This window comes from Arthrobacter sp. MA-N2 (genome assembly GCF_000517125.1).
GTDB lineage: Bacteria > Actinomycetota > Actinomycetes > Actinomycetales > Micrococcaceae > Arthrobacter > Arthrobacter methylotrophus.
The window spans coordinates 1,606,934-1,633,725 of sequence record NZ_KI912155.1 but is presented as its reverse complement, the minus strand read 5'-3'; the positions used below and the strand labels follow the sequence as shown (position 1 = coordinate 1,633,725).

24 protein-coding genes and 1 tRNA gene are annotated in these 26,792 nt (G+C 62.1%); 14 read left to right on the top strand and 11 right to left on the bottom strand.

Annotated elements, in window-relative coordinates:
* Positions 1-14: 14 nt before the first annotated feature.
* Entirely contained in the window at positions 15-788 is a 774-nt protein-coding gene (locus A3M3_RS24310) for a potassium channel family protein (protein ID WP_051423040.1), read from the bottom strand.
* A 109-nt stretch (positions 789-897) separates the two neighbouring features.
* Here A3M3_RS24310 and A3M3_RS0108360 point away from each other — a divergent pair, with 109 nt between their 5' ends.
* The 3 genes from A3M3_RS0108360 (at position 898) to A3M3_RS0108350 (ending at position 7,444) form a co-directional block, all read left to right on the top strand.
* Positions 898-1,776: an undecaprenyl-diphosphate phosphatase gene (locus tag A3M3_RS0108360; protein ID WP_028265958.1), complete on the top strand. Its 879-nt coding sequence runs from the start codon at positions 898-900 to the stop codon at positions 1,774-1,776.
* 111 nt (positions 1,777-1,887) lie between these two features.
* Positions 1,888-2,667, top strand: a complete 780-nt coding sequence (locus A3M3_RS0108355; RefSeq protein WP_028265957.1) for a VOC family protein — start codon at positions 1,888-1,890, stop codon at positions 2,665-2,667.
* A 280-nt stretch (positions 2,668-2,947) separates the two neighbouring features.
* The gene (locus tag A3M3_RS0108350; RefSeq protein WP_028265956.1) at positions 2,948-7,444 is read left to right on the top strand and encodes an ExeM/NucH family extracellular endonuclease; all 4,497 of its coding nucleotides are present in this window, start codon (positions 2,948-2,950) and stop codon (positions 7,442-7,444) included.
* 120 nt (positions 7,445-7,564) lie between these two features.
* On the opposite strand, the gene A3M3_RS0108345 is transcribed toward A3M3_RS0108350, so the two are convergent.
* Positions 7,565-9,541 carry an FAD/NAD(P)-binding protein gene (locus A3M3_RS0108345; RefSeq protein ID WP_028265955.1) on the bottom strand — a complete coding sequence of 659 codons (1,977 nt, stop codon included), beginning with the start codon at positions 9,539-9,541 and terminating at the stop codon, positions 7,565-7,567.
* Positions 9,542-9,600: 59 nt separating this feature from the next.
* Between A3M3_RS0108345 and A3M3_RS0108340 the strand changes: the two genes are divergently transcribed.
* From A3M3_RS0108340 to A3M3_RS0108290, 11 genes are all read left to right on the top strand, one after another.
* Positions 9,601-11,859 carry a prolyl oligopeptidase family serine peptidase gene (locus tag A3M3_RS0108340; protein WP_028265954.1) on the top strand — a complete coding sequence of 753 codons (2,259 nt, stop codon included), beginning with the start codon at positions 9,601-9,603 and terminating at the stop codon, positions 11,857-11,859.
* A gap of 97 nt (positions 11,860-11,956) precedes the next feature.
* Positions 11,957-12,044 (top strand) — tRNA-Ser (locus A3M3_RS0108335).
* Between the two features lie 191 nt (positions 12,045-12,235).
* A complete protein-coding gene (locus A3M3_RS0108330) occupies positions 12,236-12,484 on the top strand; it encodes a hypothetical protein (protein ID WP_035741508.1) in 249 nt (82 codons plus the stop codon).
* Positions 12,471-13,613, top strand: a complete 1,143-nt coding sequence (locus tag A3M3_RS0108325; RefSeq protein ID WP_028265952.1) for a tyrosine-type recombinase/integrase — start codon at positions 12,471-12,473, stop codon at positions 13,611-13,613. The genes A3M3_RS0108330 and A3M3_RS0108325 overlap by 14 nt, the downstream gene beginning before the upstream one ends.
* Before the next feature lie 111 nt (positions 13,614-13,724).
* Positions 13,725-14,267 (top strand): hypothetical protein, encoded by a 543-nt coding sequence (locus tag A3M3_RS0108320; RefSeq protein WP_028265951.1) that lies wholly within the window; start codon positions 13,725-13,727, stop codon positions 14,265-14,267.
* Positions 14,268-14,585: 318 nt separating this feature from the next.
* The gene (locus tag A3M3_RS27990; protein ID WP_155854335.1) at positions 14,586-15,047 is read left to right on the top strand and encodes a hypothetical protein; all 462 of its coding nucleotides are present in this window, start codon (positions 14,586-14,588) and stop codon (positions 15,045-15,047) included.
* A gap of 112 nt (positions 15,048-15,159) precedes the next feature.
* Entirely contained in the window at positions 15,160-15,306 is a 147-nt protein-coding gene (locus tag A3M3_RS28475; RefSeq protein WP_197023155.1) for a hypothetical protein, read from the top strand.
* Between the two features lie 311 nt (positions 15,307-15,617).
* The gene (locus tag A3M3_RS0108305) at positions 15,618-15,917 is read left to right on the top strand and encodes a hypothetical protein (protein ID WP_028265949.1); all 300 of its coding nucleotides are present in this window, start codon (positions 15,618-15,620) and stop codon (positions 15,915-15,917) included.
* A gap of 236 nt (positions 15,918-16,153) precedes the next feature.
* Positions 16,154-16,774, top strand: a complete 621-nt coding sequence (locus A3M3_RS27380) for an SEC-C metal-binding domain-containing protein (RefSeq protein WP_155854334.1) — start codon at positions 16,154-16,156, stop codon at positions 16,772-16,774.
* 382 nt (positions 16,775-17,156) lie between these two features.
* Positions 17,157-17,480 carry a hypothetical protein gene (locus A3M3_RS0108295; RefSeq protein WP_028265948.1) on the top strand — a complete coding sequence of 108 codons (324 nt, stop codon included), beginning with the start codon at positions 17,157-17,159 and terminating at the stop codon, positions 17,478-17,480.
* A 280-nt stretch (positions 17,481-17,760) separates the two neighbouring features.
* Positions 17,761-18,831 carry an acyltransferase family protein gene (locus A3M3_RS0108290; protein ID WP_197023153.1) on the top strand — a complete coding sequence of 357 codons (1,071 nt, stop codon included), beginning with the start codon at positions 17,761-17,763 and terminating at the stop codon, positions 18,829-18,831.
* 125 nt (positions 18,832-18,956) lie between these two features.
* Here A3M3_RS0108290 and A3M3_RS0108285 read toward each other — a convergent pair whose 3' ends face one another.
* From A3M3_RS0108285 to A3M3_RS26905, 9 genes are read right to left on the bottom strand one after another with little or no spacing between them, the layout of a single operon-like run.
* Positions 18,957-21,146 (bottom strand): hypothetical protein, encoded by a 2,190-nt coding sequence (locus A3M3_RS0108285; RefSeq protein WP_028265946.1) that lies wholly within the window; start codon positions 21,144-21,146, stop codon positions 18,957-18,959.
* Positions 21,147-21,155: 9 nt separating this feature from the next.
* Positions 21,156-21,758 carry a hypothetical protein gene (locus A3M3_RS26910; protein ID WP_051423038.1) on the bottom strand — a complete coding sequence of 201 codons (603 nt, stop codon included), beginning with the start codon at positions 21,756-21,758 and terminating at the stop codon, positions 21,156-21,158.
* 19 nt (positions 21,759-21,777) lie between these two features.
* A complete protein-coding gene (locus tag A3M3_RS0108275) occupies positions 21,778-22,083 on the bottom strand; it encodes a hypothetical protein (protein WP_028265945.1) in 306 nt (101 codons plus the stop codon).
* Positions 22,083-22,973: a hypothetical protein gene (locus tag A3M3_RS0108270; protein WP_028265944.1), complete on the bottom strand. Its 891-nt coding sequence runs from the start codon at positions 22,971-22,973 to the stop codon at positions 22,083-22,085. Before A3M3_RS0108270 ends, A3M3_RS0108275 begins: the two co-directional genes overlap by 1 nt.
* 1 nt (position 22,974) lies before the next feature.
* Complete coding sequence (locus tag A3M3_RS0108265; protein ID WP_028265943.1) at positions 22,975-23,331, bottom strand: hypothetical protein; 357 nt, start codon at positions 23,329-23,331, stop codon at positions 22,975-22,977.
* An 11-nt stretch (positions 23,332-23,342) separates the two neighbouring features.
* The gene (locus tag A3M3_RS0108260) at positions 23,343-23,768 is read right to left on the bottom strand and encodes a hypothetical protein (RefSeq protein WP_155854333.1); all 426 of its coding nucleotides are present in this window, start codon (positions 23,766-23,768) and stop codon (positions 23,343-23,345) included.
* Positions 23,765-24,706 carry a hypothetical protein gene (locus A3M3_RS0108255; protein ID WP_028265941.1) on the bottom strand — a complete coding sequence of 314 codons (942 nt, stop codon included), beginning with the start codon at positions 24,704-24,706 and terminating at the stop codon, positions 23,765-23,767. Before A3M3_RS0108255 ends, A3M3_RS0108260 begins: the two co-directional genes overlap by 4 nt.
* Positions 24,707-25,810 (bottom strand): Gp37-like protein, encoded by a 1,104-nt coding sequence (locus A3M3_RS0108250; protein ID WP_028265940.1) that lies wholly within the window; start codon positions 25,808-25,810, stop codon positions 24,707-24,709.
* A complete protein-coding gene (locus A3M3_RS26905; protein ID WP_028265939.1) occupies positions 25,807-26,784 on the bottom strand; it encodes a hypothetical protein in 978 nt (325 codons plus the stop codon). Before A3M3_RS26905 ends, A3M3_RS0108250 begins: the two co-directional genes overlap by 4 nt.
* Positions 26,785-26,792 lie beyond the last annotated feature (8 nt).

Below are 26,792 nucleotides of genomic sequence, written 5' to 3'. Positions count from 1 at the left end.
CCACCTTTGGCGGGCTACGGCGACGGCGAGTGGTCGCCGCTGGCTCCGGGAACGCCGCCCTGTAGCCCGCCGTCGGCGTTTTCCAAGAGGGCACTCAACCGCTCGACCTGCTCGGCCAGCCGGCGAATCTCCTGCCTCATGGGCTCCTCGGCGACTGTCGCGGCAGCCGCAGCTCCCGAGGAGACCTGTTCCACCAGCCACGAGGCAACCGAGGCGGTCACGACGCCCAAGACAGCGATTCCACAGACCATCAATCCCGCGGCAACGCAGCGACCCACCACGGTCACCGGGTAATGGTCCCCATAGCCCACGGTGGTGATCGTGACCATGGCCCACCAGATGGCATCGCCAAAGCTGGTGATGTTGGCGCCCGGGGCGTTCTCTTCAGCATCGAGCACGGCGAGCGCACCGCAGTACGTCAGGAGGGCCGCGGACCCGAGGACAAAAGTGAGAATGCGGCCCCGCATGGCGTTTCCGGCAGTGCGATGAAGCAGCTTCAGTAGTGTTACGAGCCGCAACAGCCTCAGCGGTCGCAGGACCGGGAGAGCCAGTATCAGCAACTCATGGAGATTTCGCACAAACCACCGAGCGCGACGCCGCGCCAAGAGGAGGCACATGGCGTAGTCGAGGGCAAACACCAGCCATGTGACCCAGATGATGGTCTCAACGACGGTGGACTGGGCCTCACTGAGATTGGCGATCACCTGGAACGAGTAGGCCGCCAGGAACAGCACTGCTGCCGCCACCATAGGCCACTCGGAAACCTGCCGCCATCGCTCTTGGGTCATTCGTCGATACTAGCCACCTGCCCTATTAGCCGCGTTCACCTGCCGGCACACGGCTGCCTCCCAGCAAACGTTCATCTCCCAGTAACCGCTATTGGCTAGGATCGAGCCCATGATTAATATGATCCAGGCCATCGTCATGGGCCTGCTGCAGGGAATCACCGAGCTCTTCCCGATTTCCAGCCTCGGCCACAGCGTCATCTTGCCCAAGCTCTTCGGTTGGGGCCTGGACCAGACGGCACCAGGATTCCTGAACTTCCTCATAGCCACACATCTAGCGACAGCAGTCGTACTGTTCTTCTTCTTCCTCCGGGACTGGATTGAAATCGCCAAGGGTCTCGGACGCTCCATCCGGGACAGGAAGATCGCGCCCTCAGACACCTACGCAAAGCTCGGCTGGTTGCTTGTCGTCGGCACCGTACCGGCCGGAATCATCGGCCTGGTTTTGGAAAAGCCCATTCGTAACCTCTTTGGATCCCCGCTGATCGCTGCCGCCTTCCTTGTGGTCAACGGCCTTGTCCTTTTTGGGGCCGAACGTCTGCGGACAAGGGACAGCCGCCGCGCCGCGGCGCAACCGGTGACCGCCACAGCTTCCGACGCCGAAATCGCCACCTTGTCGTGGAAGCGTGCCTTGGGAATCGGAACGGCCCAAGCGGCCGCCCTGATCCCGGGAATCTCCCGCTCCGGCTCGTCCATGGCCGGCGGCTTGCTTTCGGGGCTGAACAACGAGAACGCCGCGAGGTTCAGCTTCCTGCTCGCGACGCCGATCATCGGTGCGGCCGCCCTGCTCAAGCTTCCCGAACTCTTCGCCCCGGCCATGGCCGACGAGCGCGGCGTGTTCCTGGTGGGTGCGCTGTGCGCCGGTGTCGCCGCATGGTTCGCCACGAAGTTCCTCCTCCGTTTCTTTGAGACGCGCACCCTGACGCCATTCGCCATTTACTCGGTGGTCGGCGGCGCGATCTACTTCGTCTTGATGCTCGTGATGGGATAGCCCCCGCCGAAAGCATTGAAACTGTCAGGGGCCCCGCATAGGGTTTTGTCTGTCTCCACCACCCACTCATGAAACCGCAGCAACAGCATCGGTAACTACCCAGGAGCAAACATGCCCACGCCTGACATCACCCCCGGATCACCTTGCTGGATCGACCTGATGACCTCGGACCCGGAGAAAGCAAAGTCCTTCTACAACACCCTCTTCGGCTGGACCTATGAGACCGGGGACCAAGAAAAGTACGGCGGCTACATCACGGCCTCCAAGGACGGCAAGTTGGTAGCCGGGATCATGCAGAAGCAAGAAAACATGGCGCAGATGCCCGACGTCTGGTCCACGTACCTGCGCACTGACGACATTAAGGCCACCACTGCAGCAGCCGTCGCCAACGGCGGCCAGGTGTATATGGAACCCATGGAAGTGCCGGAGCAGGGAACCATGGCAATGTATGGAGATTCCTCCGGGGCGGCCATCGGTGCCTGGCAGTTCGGCGAGATGAAGGGTTACCAGGTGGCTGCCGAAACAGGTGCACCCGCCTGGCACGAGCTGTTCGCCAAGGAGTACGATTCGGCAGTTTCCTTCTACCAGAACGTCTTCGGCTGGGAAACCACCGTCATGGGTGACTCACCGGAGTTCCGTTACACCACGCTCGGGGCGGGGGACCAAGCCAAGGCAGGCATCATGGATGCCTCCGGTTTCCTGCCCGCCGAGGTGCCGTCCTACTGGGGCGTCTATTTCGCTGTGGACAAGGTCGATGCCTCCATCGAGAAGGCCGTCTCCCTGGGCGCCACCATCGTCCAGGCGGCTGAGGACACTCCCTACGGCCGGATGGCCACCCTGACCGACCCGACGGGTGCGATCTTCAAACTCATCGAAAACCAGCCCGCATAAGCCCACACCAGCCAGGCGCAGCCCGCCACCTACCAGAGAGCATGCTCCCCCCACGACGCGGGGAGTGGACATATTGGGATTATGTCCACTCCCCGCGTCAAATGGAGGGCATGCTCTCTATTGTTTGTGCCGTCACCACATGGCAACCCGGTATTCACCCACGCCTGATGTGATGCCGAGCGTGATATCCCCACCGGAGTAAAGCCCGGTTCACCGCCCGACAACACACGCGACGGGCGTCTTCCAGTGCGCCCACACGGCCAATTGAAAGTTTGAGCTAATGCAATTTAAAAATGGGAAACTCGTCGGTTTGGTGGTGTCAGCGGGATTGCTAGCAGCCCCGCTCGCGACCGTACCGGCGATGGCAGCCGATACACCCCCTGCAACAGGCGCGTCGGTGGTGATCAACGAGGCCTATCTGAGTGGCGGCAGCGCCGGAGCCGCCTTCCGGAACAAGTTCGTGGAGCTGTACAACAGCTCCGACTCCGCCGTAAGCCTGAGCGGATGGTCCCTCCAATACCGTGCGGCGAGCAACGTCAATCCGCCCACCTTCATCACTCCCCTCAGCGGCAGCATCCCGGCCAAGGGATACTTCCTCGTCAAGGGCGCCAGCAACAACGCGGCCTCGACGGCGGCAGAATTGCCAGCCGCCGACGTCGACGGCTCCGGCACGCTCAACCCCAGCGGGAGTGCCGGCACGATCGTCCTCGCGAAACAAGGCACCGCAGTGAACCCGCTCCCCACGGGTTCCGTAGTGGGCAACCCCGCCGTAGCCGATCTGCTCGGCTACGGCACCACGAACACCTTCGAGACCGCAACAGCCCTCGCACCGGCAAGCAACACCGATGTCAGGAGCCTCAACCGGAACAACGGAGCGGACACCAACAACAATGCCGCCGACCTAAGCCTTAGCGCCGCGATCACTCCGACAGCGGCAGGGGCCACAACCCCTCCGCCGACAGGCCCGGAGACCAAGACCATCGCGGAGATCCAAGGCACCGGAGCAGCCAGCCCGTTCACCGGTGCCACGGTGACCACCCGGGGCAAAGTCACGGCCGTCTACGCCACGGGCGGTTTCAACGGCTACTACGTTCAGACCCCCGGAACCGGCGGCGACAACGATCCGGCGGCCAGGACGGCGTCGGACGCGATTTTCGTCTACTCGCCGTCGACCGTGGAAAGCACCCGGATCGGCGACTACCTCGAGCTCACCGGCGTGGTGAGCGAGTTCGCCAACCAGACGCAGCTCAGCACAGACGCAGCCGGAGTCAAAAAGCTCAGCGACGCCGCGCCTGAGGTCAAGCCCAGCAACTTCACGCTGCCGGCTGACGAAGCCACCCGCGAGCGCTACGAAGGCATGCTCGTCGCCCCACAGGGTCCCTTTACGGTGACGGACAACTATTCGCTCAACCAGTACGGCGAAATCACTTTGGCGGGCGGGACCTCCCCTTTGGTCCAGCCCACAGCAGTGGCAAGCTACGGCTCGCCGGAATACAACGCCGTGGTGGCGGACAACGCCCTGCGGGGCATCAAGCTCGACGACGGCGCGTCCACGAACTTCCTCAAGGACGCCTCCACGAAGGCGGAGGCGCTCCCCTACCTGAGCCCGAGTGATCCCGTCCGGGTTGGATCGGCGGCGAGCTTCCGTACCAACGTGATCCTCGGCTACGGGAACAACGTCTGGAAATTCCAGCCGCTCTCCCAGCTGACCCCGGCCACCGCGGATTCCGTGCAGCCGGTCAGCTTCGCCGGAAGCCGGCCCCAGGCCCCGGCCAACGTGGGAGGCAACCTGAAGATCGCCTCCTTCAATGTGTTGAACTACTTCCCCACCACCGGTGACCAGCTCAGCGGCTGCACCTACTACACTGACCGCGACGGCAACCCGATCACGGTCAAGGACGGTTGCAACGCCCGCGGCGCGGCGAATGCCGAGAACCTCCAGCGCCAGCAGGCAAAGATCGTCGCCGCCATCACGAAGTCCGGCGCCGACGTCGTCTCCCTCGAAGAGATCGAGAACTCGGCACAGTTCGGCAAGAACCGCGACGACGCCCTCGCGAAGCTCGTGGATTCCCTCAACATTGAAACCCCGGGAATCTGGGACTACGTCCGCACGCCTGCCAACGCTCCTCCACTGAGCGACGAAGACATGATCCGTACGGCTTTCATTTTCAAGAAGGCCACAGCCGAACCACTGGGTGAGTCGATCATCCACAACGACACCGTTGCCTTCGCCAGCGCACGCAAGCCCCTCGCCCAGGTTTTCAAGCCGGTGGGAGCAAGCGATGACAAGAAGTTCATCGCGATCGTGAACCACTTCAAGTCCAAGGGCTCCGCAGTCACGCCGGACGACACCGACAAGGGCCAAGGCGCCTCCAACATTGCCCGCACCAAGCAGGCCCAGTCGCTCCTAACCTTCGCCGATGGGTTGAAGTCCTCCATGGGCACCGACAAAGTGTTCCTGATCGGCGATTTCAACGCCTATTCCAAAGAGGACCCGATCAACGTCCTGACGGGGGCCGGCTACGCGGATCTGGAAACCACCACGGGCAAGCACTCGTACTTGTTCGGCGGAATGGTCGGCTCCCTCGACCATATCCTGGCTTCTCCCGCCGCCCATGAGGTGGTCACGGGAACCGACATCTGGAACATCAACTCCGTGGAGTCGGTGGCATTCGAGTACAGCAGGTACAACAACAACGTGGTGGACTACTACGCCGCGGACCAGTTCCGGGCCAGTGACCACGACCCCGTCGTGGTTGGCTTGAACCTTCCCGCCACCCCGGCCAGCGTCGACCTGCAGTTCTTGGGGATCAACGACTTCCACGGACGCATCGACAGCAACACCGTCCTGTTTGCCAGCACCATCGAACAGCTCCGTGCGGGGGCCGCACCCGGTTCCACTGCGTTCATCTCCGCGGGAGACAACATCGGGGCATCCCTTTTCGCCTCCGCGGTGGCCAAGGACCAGCCAACTATCGATGTGCTGAACGCCCTTGAGCTCAAGGCCTCCGCCGTGGGCAACCACGAGTTCGACGGCGGATGGGCGGACTTGCGCGACCGCGTCATCGCTGGCGGAAACAACGCGAAGTTCCCCCTCCTGGGTGCCAACGTCTACCAGAAGGGCAGCACCACCCCGGTGTTGCCGGAGTACACCGTCCTGGACATGAACGGCGTCAAGGTGGCTGTCATCGGCACCGTGACACAGGAGACCCCGTCCTTGGTCAGCCCGGCCGGAATCGCGGACCTCGAGTTCGGTGACCCCGTGGACGCCGTCAACCGCGTTGCTGCCAAGATCAAGGCCGGCAAGCTGGCCGATGTGATCGTCGCGGAAATCCACGACGGCGCCGGAGCCGGTACGCCGGAAGGCGCCACCATCGATCAGGAAATCGCCGCGGGCGGCCCGTTCGCCAAGCTTGTCAAGGAAACCACCCCCGATGTGGCGGCCATCTTCACCGGCCACACGCACAAGGAATACGCCTGGGACGCCCCGATCCTCGACGCCAAGGGCCAGCCGACGGGCAAGACCCGCCCGATCGTCCAGACCGGTAACTACGGCGAAAACATCGGGCGTATCACCTTGACCTTGGACACCAAGACCATGGCCGTGACCGCCTACACAGCCGGGAACGTCAAGCGCTCAACAACGGACATGTCCGGAACCTACCCCCGTGTTGCACAGGTCAAGGCGATCGTCGACAAGGCGCTTGCCGACGCCGCCGCCGTCGGCAACCACCCCATTGGCGCAGTGACTGGGGATATCACGACGGCGTTCACGCCTGACCCCGCCGGCGGGACTCCCAAGCGTGATGACCGCGCGAGCGAATCCACCCTGGGCAACCTGGTGGCCGACTCCCTGGTGGATACGCTCAAGGCACCCGAACTTGGCGGGGCTGAGATCGGCGTCGTGAACCCCGGCGGTTTGCGCAACGAGCTCTACTACGCGCCCGACGGCACCATCACCTATGCGGAGGCCAACGCAGTACTTCCCTTCGTAAACAATCTGTGGACCACCTCCCTGACGGGTGCCAAGTTCAAGGCGCTTCTTGAGCAACAGTGGCAGACCAACGCCGATGGTTCTGTGCCGAGCCGGCCGTACCTGCAGCTCGGCGTATCCAAGAACGTGAACTACACGTACGACGCCGGCCGTGCGGCAGGCGACCGGGTCACCTCCGTTTGGGTGAATGGCGCGCTGATCGACCCCACGAAGCTGTACCGAATCGGTACCTTCAGCTTCTTGGCGGCAGGTGGCGACAACTTCCGGGTCTTCACGGAAGGCAGTAATACCAAGGACTCCGGGCTGGTGGATCGTGACGCGTGGATCAAGTACTTGCGAGAGCACCAGCCCGTATCGCCGGACTTCGCCCGCCGATCCGTAGCCGTCGCGAACACCACGGCGGCAGAAGTGAAGAACGGTGACGCGGTGACCCTGGCCGTGTCCAAGCTGAACCTGACCTCGCTCGGCAGCCCGCAAAACACCTCGCTCCGGGCTGTCTTCACGGATGCCAAGGGGCTCGCAACCCAGCTGGGAACGGTCGCCGTGACTTCCGGTGCAGCGACGGTGAACGTCAAGGTACCTGCAGGAGCGGCCGCCGGCACGGGCACTTTGGCGCTCACCGCCGTCGAGTCCGGGACCGTGGTGAAGACCGCCGTCAAGGTTGCCCTCCCGCTGCCTCCGAAGTGCACCGCGCCTGTCATGCCAAGCAAGTGGTACGACATCCTTGGCTGGCTCAAGTATGCCTTTGCCTGGCTTGAATACCAGGGATGCCTGAGGGGCTAATCTCAGCACCAACCCCGGATGAGCATGCTCTCCCCTGGCCTCGGCGGATGGACATATGAGGAATATGCCCACTCGTTGAGACGGGCGGGGAGCATGCTCATTTTTCTTGGTGGAACATGCTCATTTTTGGAGGGGAAGGCCGAGCATGTCCCTGGCGATTTCGTCCGCGTCGCGGAGTGTGCGCTGGCCGCTCTTGTACGCCGGGCCGTTGGAAGGCCGGGCCTCCGCGGCAATGGCCGTCCCCCATTGGGTCGAGGACAGCTGCAGGCCAAGGGCGTATAACCCGGGAGTCACGGAGCCGTTGGCGCCCACTAAGCGGTACGGATGCGCGTGAACATCCAATCCGGAGGTCTGCACCGGCATTCCCTCGGCGGTCATCATCATCTTGGGCCGCACCAAGCCGTCGGCAAGCAACTGCCGCAGGAACGGGGAATCGCTCACTCCCACCCTGTTCGCCGGGGACATGGCCTCGATCAACGTCCTGGCTTGCGCTGCGTCGTCGTGCACCCAGGCGGATACCGCTTGGAAGGCGCGCCTGGAACGGTCCACGTTGAATCGCGGATCCGGACCCACGAAACTCACGACGCCGGCACGCGCCAAGGCGGCCAACTGTTCTGCGCGCAGGGCGGGAGGCCCGCTAGCGAGCCCCTCGACGAAGGACTCGAACCAGCCCCGCAACTCGCCCACCCACGATTGGTCCGTGATGCCGCCGTCGGCCACTGCACTTTTCAGGACGGCGCGTCCCGTATGCAGGGCACCGATGGCCATCTTCACGGGATCGGACTCCCCCAGGGAGGAACGTCGGGCATCGTCGTCCAGATAGTCCACGACGGCGTCGTCGAGTGCCTTCCTCGACGCAAATGAACGCCCGGCCAACGGCGCCGCGAGACCCAGCAGGTCGAGGCGGCGTGACGCTGCAACATGGTGTGAAACCAGCTCGTTTACTTGGTTTTCCCATCGACCGGTGGCATGCGCATGAGGCCGCAGCAGCTCTTCGAGGGCAGTCAGGAAGTCCGTCGCATGAGACACTGCCACTGGTTCCGCCACGACCAACGTCGAGTAGTACGCCCACAGGGCATCCCGATGCAGGAGCGGCCAGAGATCGTGATCGAATCCGGGTTGAATGCCGGCGGCGGCGAAGCGTTCCAGTGCGCTCTCGGTCAAGTACCGCAAACGCACGGACTTCGGGTAATAGCCATCCAGCCCGGCTTTGGCCCGGTACGGAGTGCCGCGCCTGGATGCCGCAATGATCTTCGGTTCCCTGCCCGACGGCAAGTACTTGAGCTTTCCCGGGAGGCCATCGCCCGCAGCCACGAATCGTCCCCCGCGGCCTTCCGTCAGCTGGCCGAGCAGGTCGAAGAAGTTCAGTCCCATACCCCGCACCAGCACCGGTTCGGAATCTGGGACCAGTGCCCAGTCCACGTCGGCCGGAGCCGCCGGAGGCAGATACAGCAAACCAAGCTCCGCCGCGGCTTCGCTGAACGAGCGCTGCTCCGCGTTGAGTCGGGACTCAAGGTGGCCCAGCGCAAGGACGAGGGAATCGACGGCGAGCCGGCCGCCGTCGTCGAGTTCGACGTCGAACCCTCCGCCCGCGGGCCCCGCCGCCGCGTCCGGCAAGGGACGGGCCGCCACGGCGCTGCTCCGATGGAAAGCGATTTCGACGCCGGCCGGGACGCGCTCCAGCAGTTCTTCCAGCGTGGTACGCAAGTACCGCCCATAAAGGGCTCGGCTGGGAAAGTCGCGGGAAGCGAGCGCAGCAAGTTCGGCCCGTTCCTCGGCGCTCAGGCCTGAACCGTCGCCGGAGCGCTGCTCCGCGCGCCATTTCTCAAAGGAACCCCCGGCCAACGGCGGCGCGAGCCCGGGGTCTTCGGGGATCAACGTGGGGTAGAACGACTGCGTATTCATGAGGTATAGCCGGGATTGTTCGGGCTGCCAGACGTGTCCGGGACCGGCGGGATAGGGATCCACGACGTCGATGTGCAAGGAACGTCCGGCCGTTTCCGTCGCAGCCCAATTGGCGAGCAACCGCTCCAGCACACTGGTGCCGCGGGGACCTGCCCCGATCAGCCCCACCCGGATGTTCTGCGATTTACCCACGCCCAAGCCTAACTTCTTGTGACTTGCTTCCTGCTCAGACAGTCACCCTAGGATGAGGGATGACCACCACAGCAGCTGATCATTCGCCCGCGCCCGACAACGAAACTGCCCAGGGAACCGCAATCGCCCCCGAACCTGTCGATGAGAACATCTGGCTCGAAGACATTCACGGCGAGGAACAGCTGGCCTGGGTGCGGGAGCAAAATGCCCGCACCGAAGACTTGCTCGACGACGCCGGGTACGCCGCCTTGGAAGCCGGAATCCTGGAGGTTCTGGACTCCACGGACAGGATCGCCATGGTCAACAAACGCGGCGAGCACTATTACAACTTCTGGAAAGACCAACAAAACCCCAAGGGCCTCTGGCGCCGGACCACTTGGGAAAGCTACCTCAGCGACGATCCGGAATGGGACGTGCTCCTGGACATCGATGCCCTGGCCGCCGCGGAAGGCGAAGAATGGGTCTTCCACGGCGCCAACTTCCTGCGTCCAGCCGAAGGGGAACCGCATCGCTTCGCCATCATCGCCCTCTCCCCCGACGGCGGTGACGCCAACCGCCATCGTGAGTTCGACGTCGAGACCCGCAGTTTCGTGGACCCTGCCGCGGGCGGCTTCGACCTTCCGACGGCGAAGGGCAACGTGAGCTGGCTCGACGCCGATACCCTGCTGGTTGCCACTACCGCCGACGGTCTCCCAAGCACCAGCTCGTCCTATGCGCGCACGGGCGTCAAGCTTCGGCGCAAGCAAGCTTTGGTTGAAGCCGAGCGGATCTTCGAGATCCCTGAAGACCACATGATGGCCCTCGTCGCCCACGACTCCACCCCGGGATTCGAACGCACTTTCGCCGTGGACTGGATCGACTTCTTCAACCGGACCACCTCCGTGCTGCAGGACGACGCGTGGCTTCCCATTGACGTCCCCACCGACGTCAATCTCAGTTCCCACCGCGAATGGATCATGTTCCGTCCACGGCAGGACTGGAACGTGGGCGGAACCACCTACCCCGCCGGGTCTCTGCTGGCTGCCGACTTCGAGGGCTACTTGTCCGGGGCACGCGACTTCACGGTGCTTTTCACCCCGGATGAGCACACCTCCCTGCAGTCCTGGAGCTGGACGCGGGACTACCTCCTCCTGAACCTCCTGCACGATGTCTCTTCCGAGATCAGGGTGCTGGACCCCGCGCGCAAGGACTCTGCCGGGTGGGCCGTAACCCTGTTGGATGCGTGCCCGCCGTTGCACGATGTGAACGCCTACGCGGTGGACGACGAGGACGAAACGGAGGGCGACGACGCCGGCAACGACTACTGGCTCGTTGCGACCGGCTTCACCACTCCCACCACGCTCCTGCGGGGCACCGTGTCTGCCGGCACCCCCAGCTACAGCCTCGAAGCAGGGCACGACGGCGGGGTGTCCAGCAAGCACGCGGTGGTGAAGTCCTCGCCGTCGTTCTTCAACGAGGCGGACTATGAGGTCCAGCAACACTTTGCCACCTCGGCAGACGGCACCCGCGTACCCTACTTCCAGGTGGCTTCGAAGGACCTGGATCTCGACGGCGAGAACCCTACGCAGCTTTCGGGCTACGGCGGATTCGAGGTCTCGAGGACCCCTGCCTACAGCGGAGCCATCGGGCGTGCCTGGCTGGAACGCCGAAGCGAAAGCATCCATTCCGAAGACGGCTCCGCGGAATATTCCCGTGGCGGGGTCTACGTCGTAGCCAACATCCGCGGCGGCGGGGAGTACGGTCCTGCTTGGCACCGCGCGGCCCTGCAAGCGAATCGACACCGCGCGTTCGAAGACTTCGCCGCAGTGGCGCGAGACCTCATCGCGCGCGGCGTCACCAGCCCGCGCAGGCTTGGCTGCGTCGGGGGCTCCAACGGCGGACTGCTGGTCGGCAACATGCTGACCCAGTTCCCGGAGTTGTTCGGCGCTGTGTCCTGCGGTGTCCCGCTGCTGGACATGCGCCGCTACACGAAGCTTTCTGCGGGCTACTCCTGGATTGCGGAATACGGCGATCCCGATATCTCGCAACAGTGGGATTACATCCGCACATTCTCGCCTTACCACCTGCTGCGCGACGCTGTGGACTACCCGGAGACGTTCATCTGGACGGCCACTTCCGATGACCGGGTGGGCCCGGTCCAAGCCCGGAAGATGGCTGCCCGGATGCAGGCCATGGGCATCCCGAACGTGTGGTTCCACGAAGCGCTGGAAGGTGGTCATGCAGGGGCCTCGGACAACCGCCAGGCGGCCTCGCTCCAAGCCCGCAGCCAGCACTTCCTCTGGCGGGCACTCGCGGGCAAGCAGGGTGCCGGGGCCTAATCTTCACCCCGCCGGCCCGCCCCGCGGCTGCTAGACTCCCCCGTTTTGCGCTGCGTGCCCAGTTCTGCGTATCCTTGGTTGGCTAGCAATAGCAACTGGAGACGTGCCAGAGCGGCCGAATGGGCTTCACTGCTAATGAAGTGTGGGGCACAACTCCACCGGGGGTTCAAATCCCCCCGTCTCCGCCCGCGGATGCCCGGTAACTCAACGAAGTTGCCGGGCATCCCCCCTGAAACCGAGAAAATCCCCCCACGACCTGTTAAAGTCGAATCATGAATCCCCCAGAACCGGCGAGTTCTAGGGGGTTCTTTGCATTCCGGGGAGTCCCGCAAGTTCTCCCGGCCCATAGCAGGCAACCAACACAAAGGGGCAAGTCATGAGTTGGACGACCGAGAACTATCCAAGGGTGCGGGAGCACCTACCCGAGCGCCACCGCGCAGTGTTCGATCAGATGGCCAACGACGGCCGACGAATCCGGGAAGCGCTGAACGGTGAGCCGATCACGCCCACGCTGCGCCACTGGATACACGCCTGCGATACAGCCAAAGTGCCGCTCGTAGCCTGCCACACACTCCGACTCGACTACGTCACCGCCGCATTCGAGGCCCGCCATGGCAACAATTGAGGTACGGAAAAACAGCACTGGGCGCATCACCAGCTACCGCGTCGAGTGGTACGACAAAGGCGAAAGAAACAGGCAGACACTGCCCACCGAGACGGCGGCCGTCCAATGGAAGAACCTGCTCGAAGCCGTCAAGCATGACACTCAAGCGGCACAAGCGGCGCTACTCCGCCAAGCCTCCCAGTCCCCCTCATTTGAAGAGGTGGCCCTTGGGCATATCGAGCGGCTGATCAACGTCCGCGAGTACACGATCAAGCGATACCGCGGGTACATCAAGAACCACTTCAGCGGCCTGGGGCACTTGCCGGTGGATCAGATCACCGAGGACGACCTGATCCGTTGGATCAAGGGCATGGTCAAAAAGGGCTGCTCTCCCAAGACGGTTGCCAACGTTCACGGGTTCATCCACGCCTCGATGAACTCCGCAGTTCGTCGGCGCCTTCGCCAGGACAACCCCTGCAACGGCAGACTCCTGCCCAAGGACGACTCCACCGAGGACAAAGCCATGTTCCTCACCATGGGGCAGATGAACCTCATCATCGAGCGAGCTGACGAATGGCAGCGCCCGATGTGGATCCTCCTCATTGGGGCCGGGCTGCGGCTGGGCGAGGCAACAGCGCTCAACAGGACTGACTTCCAACTGGACGCTCCGACGCCGTCGGTGAGGATCACAAAGGCTTACCAGGAGATGGAAGACGGGTGGGCGATCGGAGCCCCCAAGACGAAGAAAGCACGCCGCACAGTGGCACTGGCGCCCTCCACCGTGGACGCTATCCGTGCCCGCGTCGAAGCAGCGGGGCCAAGTCGACCGGTCTTTACGATCTCGCCGGAGACCCTGGTCTTTCCCCAGCACCGCCAATGGCTGGATGCTTGGTATGACGCAGTGAAAGCGGCCGAGGCCCTCGAAAGCGCTCCGCTGAAGATTGATAAGCGCCCGCGCATCCATGACATTAGGCACTCCCACGCGTCCATGATGATCGCCGGGGGCATGAACCTGTACGAGCTCGCGAATAGGCTCGGGCATGAGTCGATCATCACCACCACGAAGACATATGGGCACCTTGTCCCGGATGCTCACTTCCGCGCCGCCGCAATGGTCGAGACCGCACTAACTGGCATCATCGAGCCGTAGCCCCTCAGCTTTAGGCCCAGGTCGTCATGATTCGGATGGTTTGACTTGACAACGCGCATGGTCGCCTAAGCTGAGCAAGTTCGCTCAAACTTTCAACAAATGGGAATACAAATGAAGAAAGCACTAATCGCCTTGCCCTTGGCCGCTCTCCTTCTGGCGGGCTGCAGCTCCACCACAGCTCCGCCAAAGGTAGACCCGGCCGGTGACGCCAAGGCAACAACGCAGACCACGGCAGCCGTAGCTGACCGCTCGGCCAAGTTCGGCGAAACCGTCAAATACGACAGCGGCGTCACAGTGACATTGACGTCAATCGGGTTCCAGAAAGTCGGCCAGTACGCTGCCGGCGCCGTCGAAGGACAGGCCGCAGTATTCGAGCTGTCCGTGACAAACGGCAGCCAGAAGGAGCTTTCCGCGGCCCTCATGTCTCTCGCCAAGGTAACTTACGGTGACAAGAACGAAAAGGCTGCATCAGTCATCGACAGTGCGAACAATCTCGGGATGGAAACGTTCAGCACGATCCTTCCAGGCGAAACGCAGTCCGTGAAGTTGGCTGCGGCAATTCCGGCTGCCTCGGCTGGGACTGTGCGCGTTGAGGTTACTGGCCCCAGCGCTTTCACTGACAAGGCCGCCGTATTCAAGGGCGCCGTTTCGTAGCCCTACCCTCAAGATCCAAAGAAGCCCCGTGCCACCTTTCCGTCGAGGTGGCGCGGGGCTTCGTCGTGCCCGGCGCTCTGCTAAGCGGCACGTGGCCACGATGGGTGACGGCGGAGCATAGTGAATTAGAGAAATGATTCGTAACATGCTATGTCTAGCACGCCAGACAAGACCTATCATGCAACCTAGCCAAATCGAGGAAGGTCAACGCCATCTCTCGGCAGTCGAAATCGCCATTTGAGCCGGTCAGCGCGGTGTGATTCCGGCGCCACCGCACTGGCTGGCGAAGAAGCGCCCATCGCGCCCTAAAATGTTCGGGTGGGGATAATCATCAAGAAGCTCGGATTTATCAGTCTTATCGTCGTCGCGCTGACCCTCTCAGGTTGCGGCAGTCAGCCAAGCACCCCGACTCCGACGCCAGAGACGTTCACGGCTACTGTGGCCGTCGACGTTACCCGGAACGCGATTACCCGGCGATTATTAACAGTGATCAGCGAGGAAAAAGCGGCCCTTGGCAAGAACTGCTACGGGGTGCCCGGGACCGCCTTCGGGGACATCGGTCCAGACAGCGAAGTGTTCATAGCCGACATCAAATCGCGCACCGTCTCTGGCAGCCTGAAGCGAAGCCACCTCGACGGCGACGACTGCAAGATGAGCTACGAGATTTCCGGAGTCCTTGGCGGTTCCGCCCCCTATGAAGTGCAGGTCGGTGGCCGCAAGTCCGGAACATTCAGCGAAGCCGAGTTGCGGTCAGGCCTTCACCTCACAATCGGAAAGTAGGGGGGGCTGTCCGATGGAGCAAACACCGGCCACGGCAAAGTTCGACTCCGTGCCCCGTCAACTCGGCAACCGGCCCTGGCCAACGAAAATGCCCACCCCATAGAATGTTCGGGTGGAAATTACCTGCACCATCGAGGCGCCGGACGGCAGCTTCAGCCATGTCACTGAGACGGCATCGACCTATGAGGAAGCGCTGGCCGCTGCCCAGACCAAGGTTCCAGAGGGCAGCCGCATGATTGCGATCCGCAAGGGCGACTGACCCGGGCTTGACAGCACCAATCATCACTGACGAGTGTCACCGGCGTCCAAAGGCCATAACAATGGCTACCACTGCCGCGGCGATTAGCACCGCCGCAACCCAGATCCACTGTTGTCCGTCCACGTTCGCCTCGATCTCAGGTCTTGGCTCAGTTTCGGGCCGTCCGGCCTCTTCTTTCTCGGCTGGACACTTGTCCGAAAGACTACTCCGGCCGCCTAGCCACTGTCATCAGTTGGCGGTAATCGACCTGCGCGACAACGGAACTGACTCCAGACGCCCCCGTTGTCTGCCCCCGGTGCAAGACTTTGCCTGTGGAAGAGAAGAAGTTCTGGCAACCGCCGCGGGCGGGCAAGGTCACGCCTGTTGTGCCGCCCGTGGACCCCGCAGACGTCGAAGGTGCGACGATGCCCAAGGAACCGCTGCCGGTGTTCGTGCAGCTCGACTATGACAACGGGGAAACCCACGAGGTGCCAGCGTTCGCGTACGGCTGGACGCGGGTGCACGTGCTGGTGTCAGTGTCGTGGCCGATGGAGTATTACGAGGGCCGCAAACAGGTTTGGGTGGAAGCATCCCGGGTGCGGCGCCGGCGGCTTGACCAGAGTGTGCCTTAAACGAAAAGCAGCCCCCGCCATCCGAAGATGACGGGGGCTGCTGTGTAGTCGTGGGCGCGGGTACACGGCCCGCTAGGTTGCCAGGCGCCCATCCCCACAGGCCCGAAACTGGCTCGGTCCGAGGTGAGCTCGGAAGGTCAAGATTACGAGATGACAGGCGATCCGGGCAAGGGGCACTTAACCGGTCCTTCGGGGCAATCCGACGGGGGACAAACTATGCGTCTAAACTCTGGTCCGTGAGTACTAATGATGAGGTTCGCATTTCGTTTCTCGATGCGCCGCCGCCGAACATGGCAAGAACGGGTTCCTTTGCATGCCAGTTCTGCGAATTTGAAAGCGGCTTTGGCTTTGCACTCCCCGAAAGAGAACTCGTTGGTGACATCAGCTTCAGCTGCCGGCGGTGCGGACGTCACAACGAGTTGAATGGTTCCTTTGAAAGCAAGCGAGATGACTCTGGCCTTCGGATGGTCTTCCACCGCCTTAGTCTCAGCGAACTTCACGAGTTGCGCGACAAACTACAAGTCCTTGCTGAATCGCCTGGCACAACTATGGATGAGGCGTCGGCAGCAGTAGCCCCTATTTCAAAGGGTCTAGCGGCGTGGCTGTCAAACCGTGAGAACCGCGACGAGATCCGCACTACGTTGACGCTACTTCTGGCGGGCGTGGGGGTTGTCATTGCGGCCATGACCTATGCGAAGTCAACGACACCAGCCCCGGCTGTAGTGGAAAAGGTTGTCGTCCAGCTTGAGAGCGGAGCCGCAACCAGTCCGGATCTGCCACGACGGGCGCCCTGCTGGTGCGGCTCCGGCTCCCGCTTCAAGAACTGTCACGGAAGGTCAGCCGTTACTGCTCCCTAATTGCCCTCTGGCTTGGTCTCCAGCGAGCGGCTATGATCTGACGCTCACGGATCGCGATGTAGCGTCTAAGGGTGTGGCGCCGAGTTATTGAGTCTGGCAGGGGTTCCTATTCGAGCGGATAGGATTGCAGTTAATTCACACATTTCTCAATTGGGGGAACCTTTTGAACCGGACCATTGTCATTTTCGCTGCGGCATCGGCGCTCGCGCTTACTGCATGCTCGGCGCCGTCCGCCAGCCCATCTGCAGGTAACACTTCGGCACTTGAGGCATCGCCCTCGGCATCCGCTTCATTGCCGGCGCCAGTTCCGGGATTTGACGCACCAGCCGTATTCGGCCACACGATAACGTTTCCGTCTGGCGTGGAAGTAACGGTCAGCCCGGTGAGCTTCGCTGCGCCGGACAAAAATGTTGGTGTGGTGGGCGACGGCAACCAGGCGGTATTCAGCTTGACCATTAGTAACAAGTCCGGCTCCCGCATTGACGCCTCGGGAATGTCATGGCCGAAGGTGGCTTATGGCGACAATCTGGAATCGGCCACGCTGATCTCAAACGCAAAGATCACGACCCTGCTGGATGGCGACAAAAAGACAGACCAGTTCTCACGCTTCATCCCGGCGACTGGAGGGGGCAAAGTGCGCGTTCAGATCCCGGCCCCCGACGGCGGCAAGTCGGCAATCTTCGAGGGCTCAGTGCTGGACAGCTAGTCGACCATCAAAAAGAGGGCCACCATTCATTGAATGGTGGCCCCTCTTTTGCATCACCAGAGCTTTTTGCGCAGGCCTAGCCCTTTGCCGAGACGCACCGAGAAGTCACCGCGGCTGCTGATCCTGAACGGCCCGGCTTTCTTTGGACACTGATACCCCGGTCTTCGCGACGGTCGCGCGAGTCTTTTTGCCGAGTTTGATTGACCTCATTGTGCCCACCAACGGTAAACTAACCCCTCGGTGATTCGTCCGGATCGCTATGGCGGTTACTGGGGGAGATATGTCTAACGAATTGCCGCGCCAGTCTTGGGCCGATTCCGCGAAAGCTCTATGCATAGTCGCCGTTGTTTTGGTGCATGCTGTTTCTTTCTATGGCGTACTGGAGTTGGAATCCAGCCTCCCCGTCGAAGCGGCCTACAAGACCTTGTTACTTTCTATTACTCCACTTCGCGTGCCTTTGTTCTTCCTGATCTCAGGGTATTTCGCTGCTCGCGCTGTGCGAAGGTCGTGGCGTACCATCTTGCGGCCGCGGGTCTACAACAACCTGTACGTCTATGCCTTGTGGCTTGGATTGCTGACGCTTCTGTTCAGCACGGTCTTGCCTTTTCCATATGAGGATCCGGCATATGATGCGGCTTGGTACCCGATGCAATTCCTGCGCCCGGTGAACCATACGTGGTACTTATTTGCGCTGGCTATTTACTTCGTAGCCACAAAGATCCTGGTGAAGACCCATACGGCGGTGTGGCTCACGACCGGCCTCGCACTGTCCGTCGTATCCGGAGTCATGTCAGATTGGGTGCCCGCCAACGTCAGCCGCAACCTGATCTTTTTCCTCATCGGAGCCTTGGCGCCAAGGATTGTAGATCTAGTGGTGCAGAGGACCAGCGCAAGGAACTTCATTGTCCTCACCCTTAGCTACGGCGTCTTGGCGGTGCCGGTCAGATTGCTCGGCATCGGTGAAGTCGCCATAGCCAACTTGCCACTGTCCTGCGTTGGCATCGCCGCCGCCATCCAAGGCGTCGTCCTCGCCTGCCGGTGGAAACCATTCGAACGGGTCACGTCCCAGCTGGGGCAGCGGACCCTGCCGATCTATGTGATGCATATTCCGACGCTGGTTTTGCTGCTCCTTGTCGCCAACATCAGTACCGACTCGATGGACCATGGAGTTGGCAATACGATTCTTCATGCCATCTTCCCGATCGTGGCAACTGCAATCTCGGTCGCTCTCGCAATTGTGGTTCATCGATTCTGCATGCGTATCACTGTCGGCAGGGCCCTCTTTCAACTTCCGAAGGTTTCCCGCCCAGCAGCTGCACGGGTCGTCAAACAACCAGCCCACCGGCTTTAGGAGCCTGAATCAAGCTGGCCATGCGTATCGGGCGTCGGGGATTTGACTAGACCCAGAGTGGCGTAACACAAAGCAGCCCCTCACCGTCAGAGACGGCGAGGGGCTGCTGGCGGTCTTATGGTGACCTATGTGCCAAGTACCGGGACCGTGCTCCGGGTGATGGACAGGTCATAGATACGCCCGGAGAAGAACGCGTTTGCGGATGCTGTGCTGGTGGCAGCGAACCGGAACATGAACGTCACAGGCTCCACGCCGGATACGGTGTGCAGGAAGTTCATGCGCGAGTTGGACGGCTCGTTCTGTGGCATCTTCAAACCGTTGGGGTCGATGATGTAGAGCGGGTTGCCGAAAATCGCGCCGAAATTCCCGGACGCCTTGACCGTGACAGTCCAAATATCGGTATCCGCTGCGGTCACGTAGTTGACGAGATGGATTTGATTGTTGTAGTCAAGGTATTTGCCGAACTTCGTGGACGTTGTGGACGCGGCGATGGCGGTTTTCAGTGAGGTGGCTTTATCTACCGTGAGGGTGTCGCGGTAGTAGAAATCATTGACTCCTTGCACCGCGCCGTTGGCAGGCGCCTTGATGATCAACGCAGGCCCCTCGGGCATTGGGTAGGTTTTGGCTACACCATTGACCGTCGCCGCACGGCTGGCACCTTTATAGATCTTTGAGAGATCGCGCATACGGTCGGACGAATACGAGGACGCGAGAACCTGCGGGAATGCCGGGACGTTGAATGCTTTTGCCGCAATTGCGTTCAGCGGGTCATAGCCGTTCTGCTTCGGGTGTGAAGCGTCGCCGGTATAGGTGAAGGGGCTCTCGGCTGTGGTGGTGATGTTGTAGTAGCGCTGGAGGAACAGTTTGAAGTCGCCTTGCCAGAGCGCAGACTGCCAGTCAATAACCGTTACGTGGGAGTATTGCCGTTGTTTGAGCAGCACATCGCGGCGGGCAATATAGCCTGCGCTGAGGTTCTGGCCTCCGCACGGTTCGATGATAAAAACGATCGGTTTGCCGTTTGCCTGTGTGGTGGTTACGGCGTAGTTGACGTTCGCTTCGAACGCCGTGTCACCTTCCACTCCGGTGTCGTTGAAGAGGTGTTCCACAATGAAAAGGTCAACGTCAGTGCGGGCGAAGTGTGCGGCGAGCCCGTTGGTGCCCACGATCGGGATGGACGCCACCTGGCCGGCCTGTGTCGTGTTGTTGGTGGTCATGTTCCACATGGAGGAACCACCCAAGGTGGCGTCGTAAACTTCGACGCCCGTACGGACGGTGGAACGGATTTCAAAACGTTCCAGATATGCGGCTCCGGATGCTGGAGCGCTGACCGTAACAATGTGCGCCCGGTCATCCCTTGCGGTGTTTGCCACCGGCGGGGTGGCTGCCACGCCTGCGGCTCCGGTGACCGTATAGCTTGTCACCCTGCCCAGCGTGGCCACGAGGGCGTTCTCCGATCCTGCCGTTATCCCTTGGTAGATCTTGACGTTTGATGCCCCGTCAGGCAGCGTCCAGGACAATGCTTGTGTTCCATTGGCTGCCAGCGTTGCTGTGACTTCGTTGGAAGCAATAGTCTCACCAGCCGGGTTGACATAGGTGACTACCCAGAAATAGGTGCCAGGGGCAAATGTTCCCCCCGAGCCCGCGGTTGCCCCAAGGGTCAACACGGGAGCAGGTAGTGTCAGCGTGAATTTGGCCCGCTGGTTGTAGACCTGTGAACCCGCTGAACCAACTGTGCCGACTTGGATACCGTCCACCATCACGGGGACGGGGGCCGAGTCAGTCTCACGAGACCATTCAAGGACTACCTCATCCCCGGAGCCCGTGAACGAGAATGGTGACGCCGTGTTGTCGCCACGGAGACGAGTGAATTGCGGGCCGCCGTATACCTGCTTCTTCCACCCGTTCCAGGTGTTCGCCCAACCACCACCGGCAAAGCCAAGGTTCTGAGAGAAGATCCCGGAGTGACCATAAACGGACTTCAACTGTTCGACCAAAACGCGCACAGTTGCGTTGTCGAAGCTGGAGATAGACGTCCCTGTAAGGAATACCCGGAAAGGCCCGGTCGCTGCCTTTTGGATGTTGGTTAGGGGCGGGTAGTGGTCCAGGTCGGCGTTTCCACCGATGGCGGCCGGCGCCTTGGGCTTGAATTTGCCCGAGGCCGCGTCCCATGTTGCTACTTGCCCGTCCGTCGCACCAGTCTTGTCGCCGAGAAGGTACGTGGCGTCTTGTGCCGCTTTCGTGAGGTACGTGGGGACGTGTTTTTCGCGGAGTCGGCCGGTGGCTGGGTCAAGGCTGGGTCCTGTGAATGTTGTCATCGGGGCTCCTTAGAGGGTGATGAGGTAGGCGTCAGGGTCGGATGGGGCAACGATCACGCTGCCGTCCGACTTGGTCGAGATGATGAATGAGTCAGTGTCTGTCGGATTTACTGCCACCCCGCCGCCAACGGACGTGGCTGCGGCAGCCTCGGCGGCGGCTTGTGCAGCTAGAGCTGCCGCCCGTGCGGTTGCCGCTGAAGCCGACGCCGCCGAAGCTGAGGACACCGCTGCTGTAAGCTGCGCGGTTGCCGCGTCCGCCGCAGTCGAAGCGGCTGTCGATGCCGCGCTTTCAGCGGAAGCCTGGGCGGTCTGTGCTGCAGCCTTCGCGGCCATGGCTTCATTCCGCAGGCCAAGATAAGAGTTGAAGTAGCCGACGAACCCTCCGGACTTCCACAACGTTTGCGGTGATGTGGCGATTCGTGGGGGCAGGAATCCGTGAGCATTCGAATGCAGGGGGTTAGGCAGAGGCAGCCCGGACGGGTCCTTGAGCGCCAGCAGCGTGGTGCCCGATGTATCCGCCGAGTCGTAGATGTAGACCGCACCGTTCGCCACGACGTTCGCTGGGTTGAGCGGATCGACAACAAGGTCCATGTCATATGGGTAATCAGTCATTCGGGCTGGCCCTTCCTAGTTAGTTGTCTTCGGGTGCGAAGATTGGCGCGTACTTACGAAGCCAGGCGTTCACACCCGGGATGGCGAGGATCCGGGTAGCGCCGGCCGTTATGACCGTGACAGCCGCGAGGGCGCCGTTCAGCCAGAGGAACACCCAGCCGGGCAATTGGACCTCGTAAGGCTTGAGCACCTCGATAGCCACGGCTAGCACGCCGTTCAGCAGCGGGAACAACGCCACGACGGCGGCCAACACCGTCCGCGCCACAGCAGAGCGTGGGTTGCGCTCCTGCGTGCTCAGAGAGCCGGTTGCAACATGATCGCCCATCACTTCGCCCCTTCCGTGGCAGCCGGAACATCAACTGAGAAGTTGAAGCTGGCCCCGGACAGGGCCTCCGCGACAGCCTTCTGAATGTCCTCGGCGGATGCGCCCTTCGCGGCCAGGGAGGAGGCGACGGACGCGGCCATGACGGCCATCTGCGCTCGAAGTTCCTTGATTATCCGGTCGCCGGTGAAGTTGTCAGACGCTTGGCTGAAGACCTTCATTTCATAGGTCGAGTCAGCGATCTTCTTGGCGATCTCCTGCAGCATCCGCTGGGTGCCGGCGGCCGTTCCCCATACCTGGTCGATAACCGAGTTGGTGAAACCTTGGATTTGTAGAACTTCGTTCTGGCTCAATTCGTCCTCCTGCGGTGCAGCGTTGGTGCTTGCGTAGTTGATGCCGCCGCTTGTGCGGGGGCGGATAATGCCGATACAACCGGCGAACGGAAGCGTCTGCTCGATCACCGGGCCCGTGCTCTCCTGGCTATACCCGGGCAGCCAAGGACGCCCTGCAGAAGAGTTCTGCGAAAGGAACTGGCCCCAGTTATTGCCGTTGTCCCGGATCAGGGTTGCGACGTGCGTTGACGGGTACCAGAGCTTGTTCTCGTCGCCCCACACGAACGTGTCACCGGCCATGCCTGGCGTACCCGGAGGGAGCAGCACGTAAGCGGCAGCGACTGCTGCCGACTGCGGGAACGCGTCAACCATGTTCCCGGCCCAGCCCGGCCAGCGTCCGGCGCCGAAGCAGTTGATGCGCGGCAGGCCAAAGAAGTGCTCATTGATGTACGTGGCAGAGTCCCAGCACTGATTGCCGGCCGCCCCATCCACGTCGATGTACGTGTCTGTGATCTGCGCGCCTATGCTGCGCATCAGGTCCTCGGTAATTGGTGCGACCATGTCAGCCCCTCTCTTCGTCTTGCACGGGTTCAACCTCAAGCACCGGCCAAGATCGGAGCTCATCAAGGTCCATGCCGTGCTCCGTACAGTCCCGGCGCAGCGCCGACGCATAATCGGCCAGGCGGTTGCGGTTGCGGGCCTCACGGTCTGCGCGGGACTGCATACGGTCAGCGCGCGCCCGTTCCTTCTCCGCGTCCTCCCACGCCTCGTTCCGCTGATCCTTCAAGGTGATATTTCTTGCCCGCTCCCGGCCCGCTGCGCCCGTGAAGAACTTCACCAGGCCCTTCGCCAGCTCAAGGGCAACCATGCCGCCACCAATGCTGACCATCGCCAGCACGAACTGTTGTGTTCCGTCCATTCGCAGGACCTCTACTTTTCGGGGTCGTACGCGAAGTGTTTGATCTTCACTAGTCGGACGGCGAACGTGAGAAGGGCGAACGCGATGAAACACACTGAGACGATCCGGGCACTCGGCTGCGTCAGTGGAAGCCCGAGGATGGCGGCCCCGTAGATCGCGATCGCGAACATACACGCGATTGTTGCCGGGCGCTCAAGCCACCAGATCCCGGGCAGAGTGGTCAGTGAACCCAGGACGCCGCCGAAGATCAGCAAGCCAGCCCAAACATAGACAAGGGCCGTTCCGAGTCCGTTCTCCATGGTCCGCGGCGGATCCAGAAACACGGCCGTTCCAGCAATGGCCATCATCAAATACGCGCCGCAGTAGCAAACCGACAGGAACCGGGGTTCCTGGACCTTGAGCCACAGCTTCACGATCCTGCCCCTCACGGCCGTCACCACCCGGTCACCCTGTAGTTGACACGGCAACTGCGATTCCTGATCAGCGCCCCGGACGCATCGACGGCTTCATAGACGACGCTGCTCTTATCTCCACCGCCAGCCGTCCCGTACTCTGTGCCGCCCGCCGGGGTAAACGTTGCCCCACGCCCGTTCGCGAAACTGTCGCCGCTTTCAAGGCTGACCGTCAGCATCCCGTTCGGGAATGGAATGGGCCATATAAGGCGAGCGGCACCGACATTGTTCGTTGCCTGAACGATGGTGCCTTCCTGATAGAGGAAGGACGTCCCCGCCGGAGGCGTGCCGGCCAATGCCGCGCCGACGCCGAAGAGCTGGACCTTGCCCACTTCGGACACCTTGACCCATCCAAGAGTGTCGTTCGCGCCGATCTGGTACGCCCAGACCACGCCATTGATGTTGATCTCAGTCCCGGCCTTGGTCATGAACATTCGGACCAGATCATCCTTGGCGAAAAGACCGCCGTTCCCGGCCCATACCCGGAGGTCAATGAACTGAACAGGGGCGGACACGCCGCCCTGCCACTTCACCAAGAAGAGCGGCTGGTCGTCCTCCACACCCGGCCCGATCTTGCGGGTAGGGGCGCCCGGGATCTGCGGGTCAACGCCCACCTGGATTGCAACGAGCGTCGATGGGCCGCCTGCTGCGGGCTGCCAGTTACGGCGCACAGTGATCAGGTCCCAGCGGACGCCAGTAGCCAGGGCGGCGCAGTTGACTACCTGATCGGTCGCCGCCGTATCCGTAACGCCGAACCCTGCCGCCCTACCAGCCTTCACCAGCACCGCATACGGGATCGAAGGGTGCGCGGTCACCTTGAAGTCGTCAACCCCATAGACAAGGTAATCCGGGTCGCTCCCGCGGTTCTGGGACCGATCAGTCTCAGTGACCGGGCCGTCGTAATAGACGCTTGTGAGTGCCATTTAGCGGGCCATCCTGTCTGTGTTGTCGCGCCTCAAAGCGCGGATGCTCTTCGCAAGCTGTAGGTCGGGGTTGTCTTTGCGTTCTCCGATGATCGGCGTGGCTCTGTCGCCGCTGTTGTCCCAGCTCAGTTGCACCTCGCGGAGGACGTCGGTGTACGCCTGCCCGCGGACCATTGCCGTTACCCGGTCGCCCACCCGCAAACCATCCCCGCCGTACCGGAAGTGCTTAGTCTCGGACAGCTCGAGCGACAAGCCGGCCAGTGGGGCGCCCTCCGCAAGAACCTCGGCGGCGCGGTCAGCGTAGACATCGCCGGATGATGAATCGCGGGCGTCTTGCAAGACCTCGATGATGTCGTTCCAAACCGTCTCGCGCGTGGGCTCGGAGAAGCCTTTGAACTCGCGCTCGACACCCTCACCCTGGCCGCCGACAACCACACGGGTCACGTTCGGCGCCGCCAGGGAGTATGTGCCGCCAATGACGGTCCCACTCTCGGCCGAGAGCTGGTGTGGGTAGTTGCGTGGCTCGTAACAGTCCAGCAGCAGCCCTGCGCCGTCCTGTCTGACTGTCACACCTATGCCGGCCTGATCTACGGCGGGAAACAACCGGTCGTAGGCCGGGTGGAAGCGGAAGGTGTACTTCCCGGAGGCGCCGCGCCCCAAGGACGGCGCGACGGCGAGCGGGAAGCCCAGTCTTGTGGCAGCCTCGGCCATGACCGTCTTCACAACAGTCTCGGCCGGGCCCGTGATGGTCCGGTACTCGACGTCCTGCCCCGTCAAGGGTGCCGTCGGCTTCGGCCACGCCAGCCAGTTATTCAGGATCCGAAAATCATCCTCGACCGAGAACGTCAGCTTGGACGCCATCATAAAATTGCCATCCGCCGCACGTACTGGCCCGGACATCTGAAACTCGCCATGCCGGTAGATCATGACCCGGGCGCCGGCCTCCATGAGGTCGGCGGCCCGCTTATGGTCTGCATCGATCTCGAACGTGGCCGTGGACTTCACGTTGTGCCGGATCGTCGGCATCACATTCAGCGGACGGCCGATCCAGCCCTTGAACGCCCACCCGACGTAAACTAGGATCTCGTAGATATCGGAAGTCACGTTGCCCTCCGATACTTGTTCTGCACCGTCACCGAGATCGCCCCGGCGCCGGTCATCGAGAAGCTGAGCGGGAGGTCCTGCCCTGCCGGGATCGAAACGAACGCCGACGTCGGGTCGAGTTCGGACGTCCGGTCAACCGGGTCCGTGATGACCTCGGCAGCCGCATCCCAATGCCCGTACCAGAGCACTTGGCCCTCAACAGGGTCCGTGTCGATCTGCACCCCATACCCGGCCGGGATCTCGAACGGAACGATGATGTTCTTCCCATCAACCCCGAAGGCCACCGCCGTGACCGGCCCGACGATCGTCCACACCGGGAACGATGGAACGTCGCCGTCGTTCGTGAACGTCGCACCGTCCAGCGAACCGCCAGCCGAAAGGTAATGGATGACATCATCCGCATACCCGAACTCGGTACGGTCGTGCTCGGTGATGTAGAAGTCCCGCAAATCGTCCTGGGCCCACGAGCGGGTGACTGCCTCGCCAAGCCAGTACGTCTGATCAGCCAGCAGGTTGATCGCATACCGGGCCCATCCGCGTTGCACCGGGTCATGAGTCCACTCATCCTCGGCGCTGGTCAGCCGGCACCGGAGGAAACGCTTCGTCCCATCCGGCAGCACGGCCGTCCAAGTGCCCTCCGAGTCGGGGTCCAGGCTGCGCCAGAAGGCACGGTCCCGGGCCATGAACTCGGCGCTTCCTGAATCGCTGTAGAGGTAGAGCGGCCAGAACACCGTCCGATCTTTTGTTGACGTCCCAAGATGCCGGGAACCGGCAACAGCCGGGGAGGCGCTTGACTGCCGCTCAAACTCTGGCAAACCAAGGCCCCGGACACCCGGCATCAGGAACAGCCCTGATGCCGGGTTCGTGAGCTCCCATTCGCTACCGTCCCAGCCAGTCCACGACAGCTTGACGCCCCGCCATGGACTGACCGGGGGCGGCGGCGGAAGGTAGGGTGCCGCATACGCAATTCCCATACGGGCCT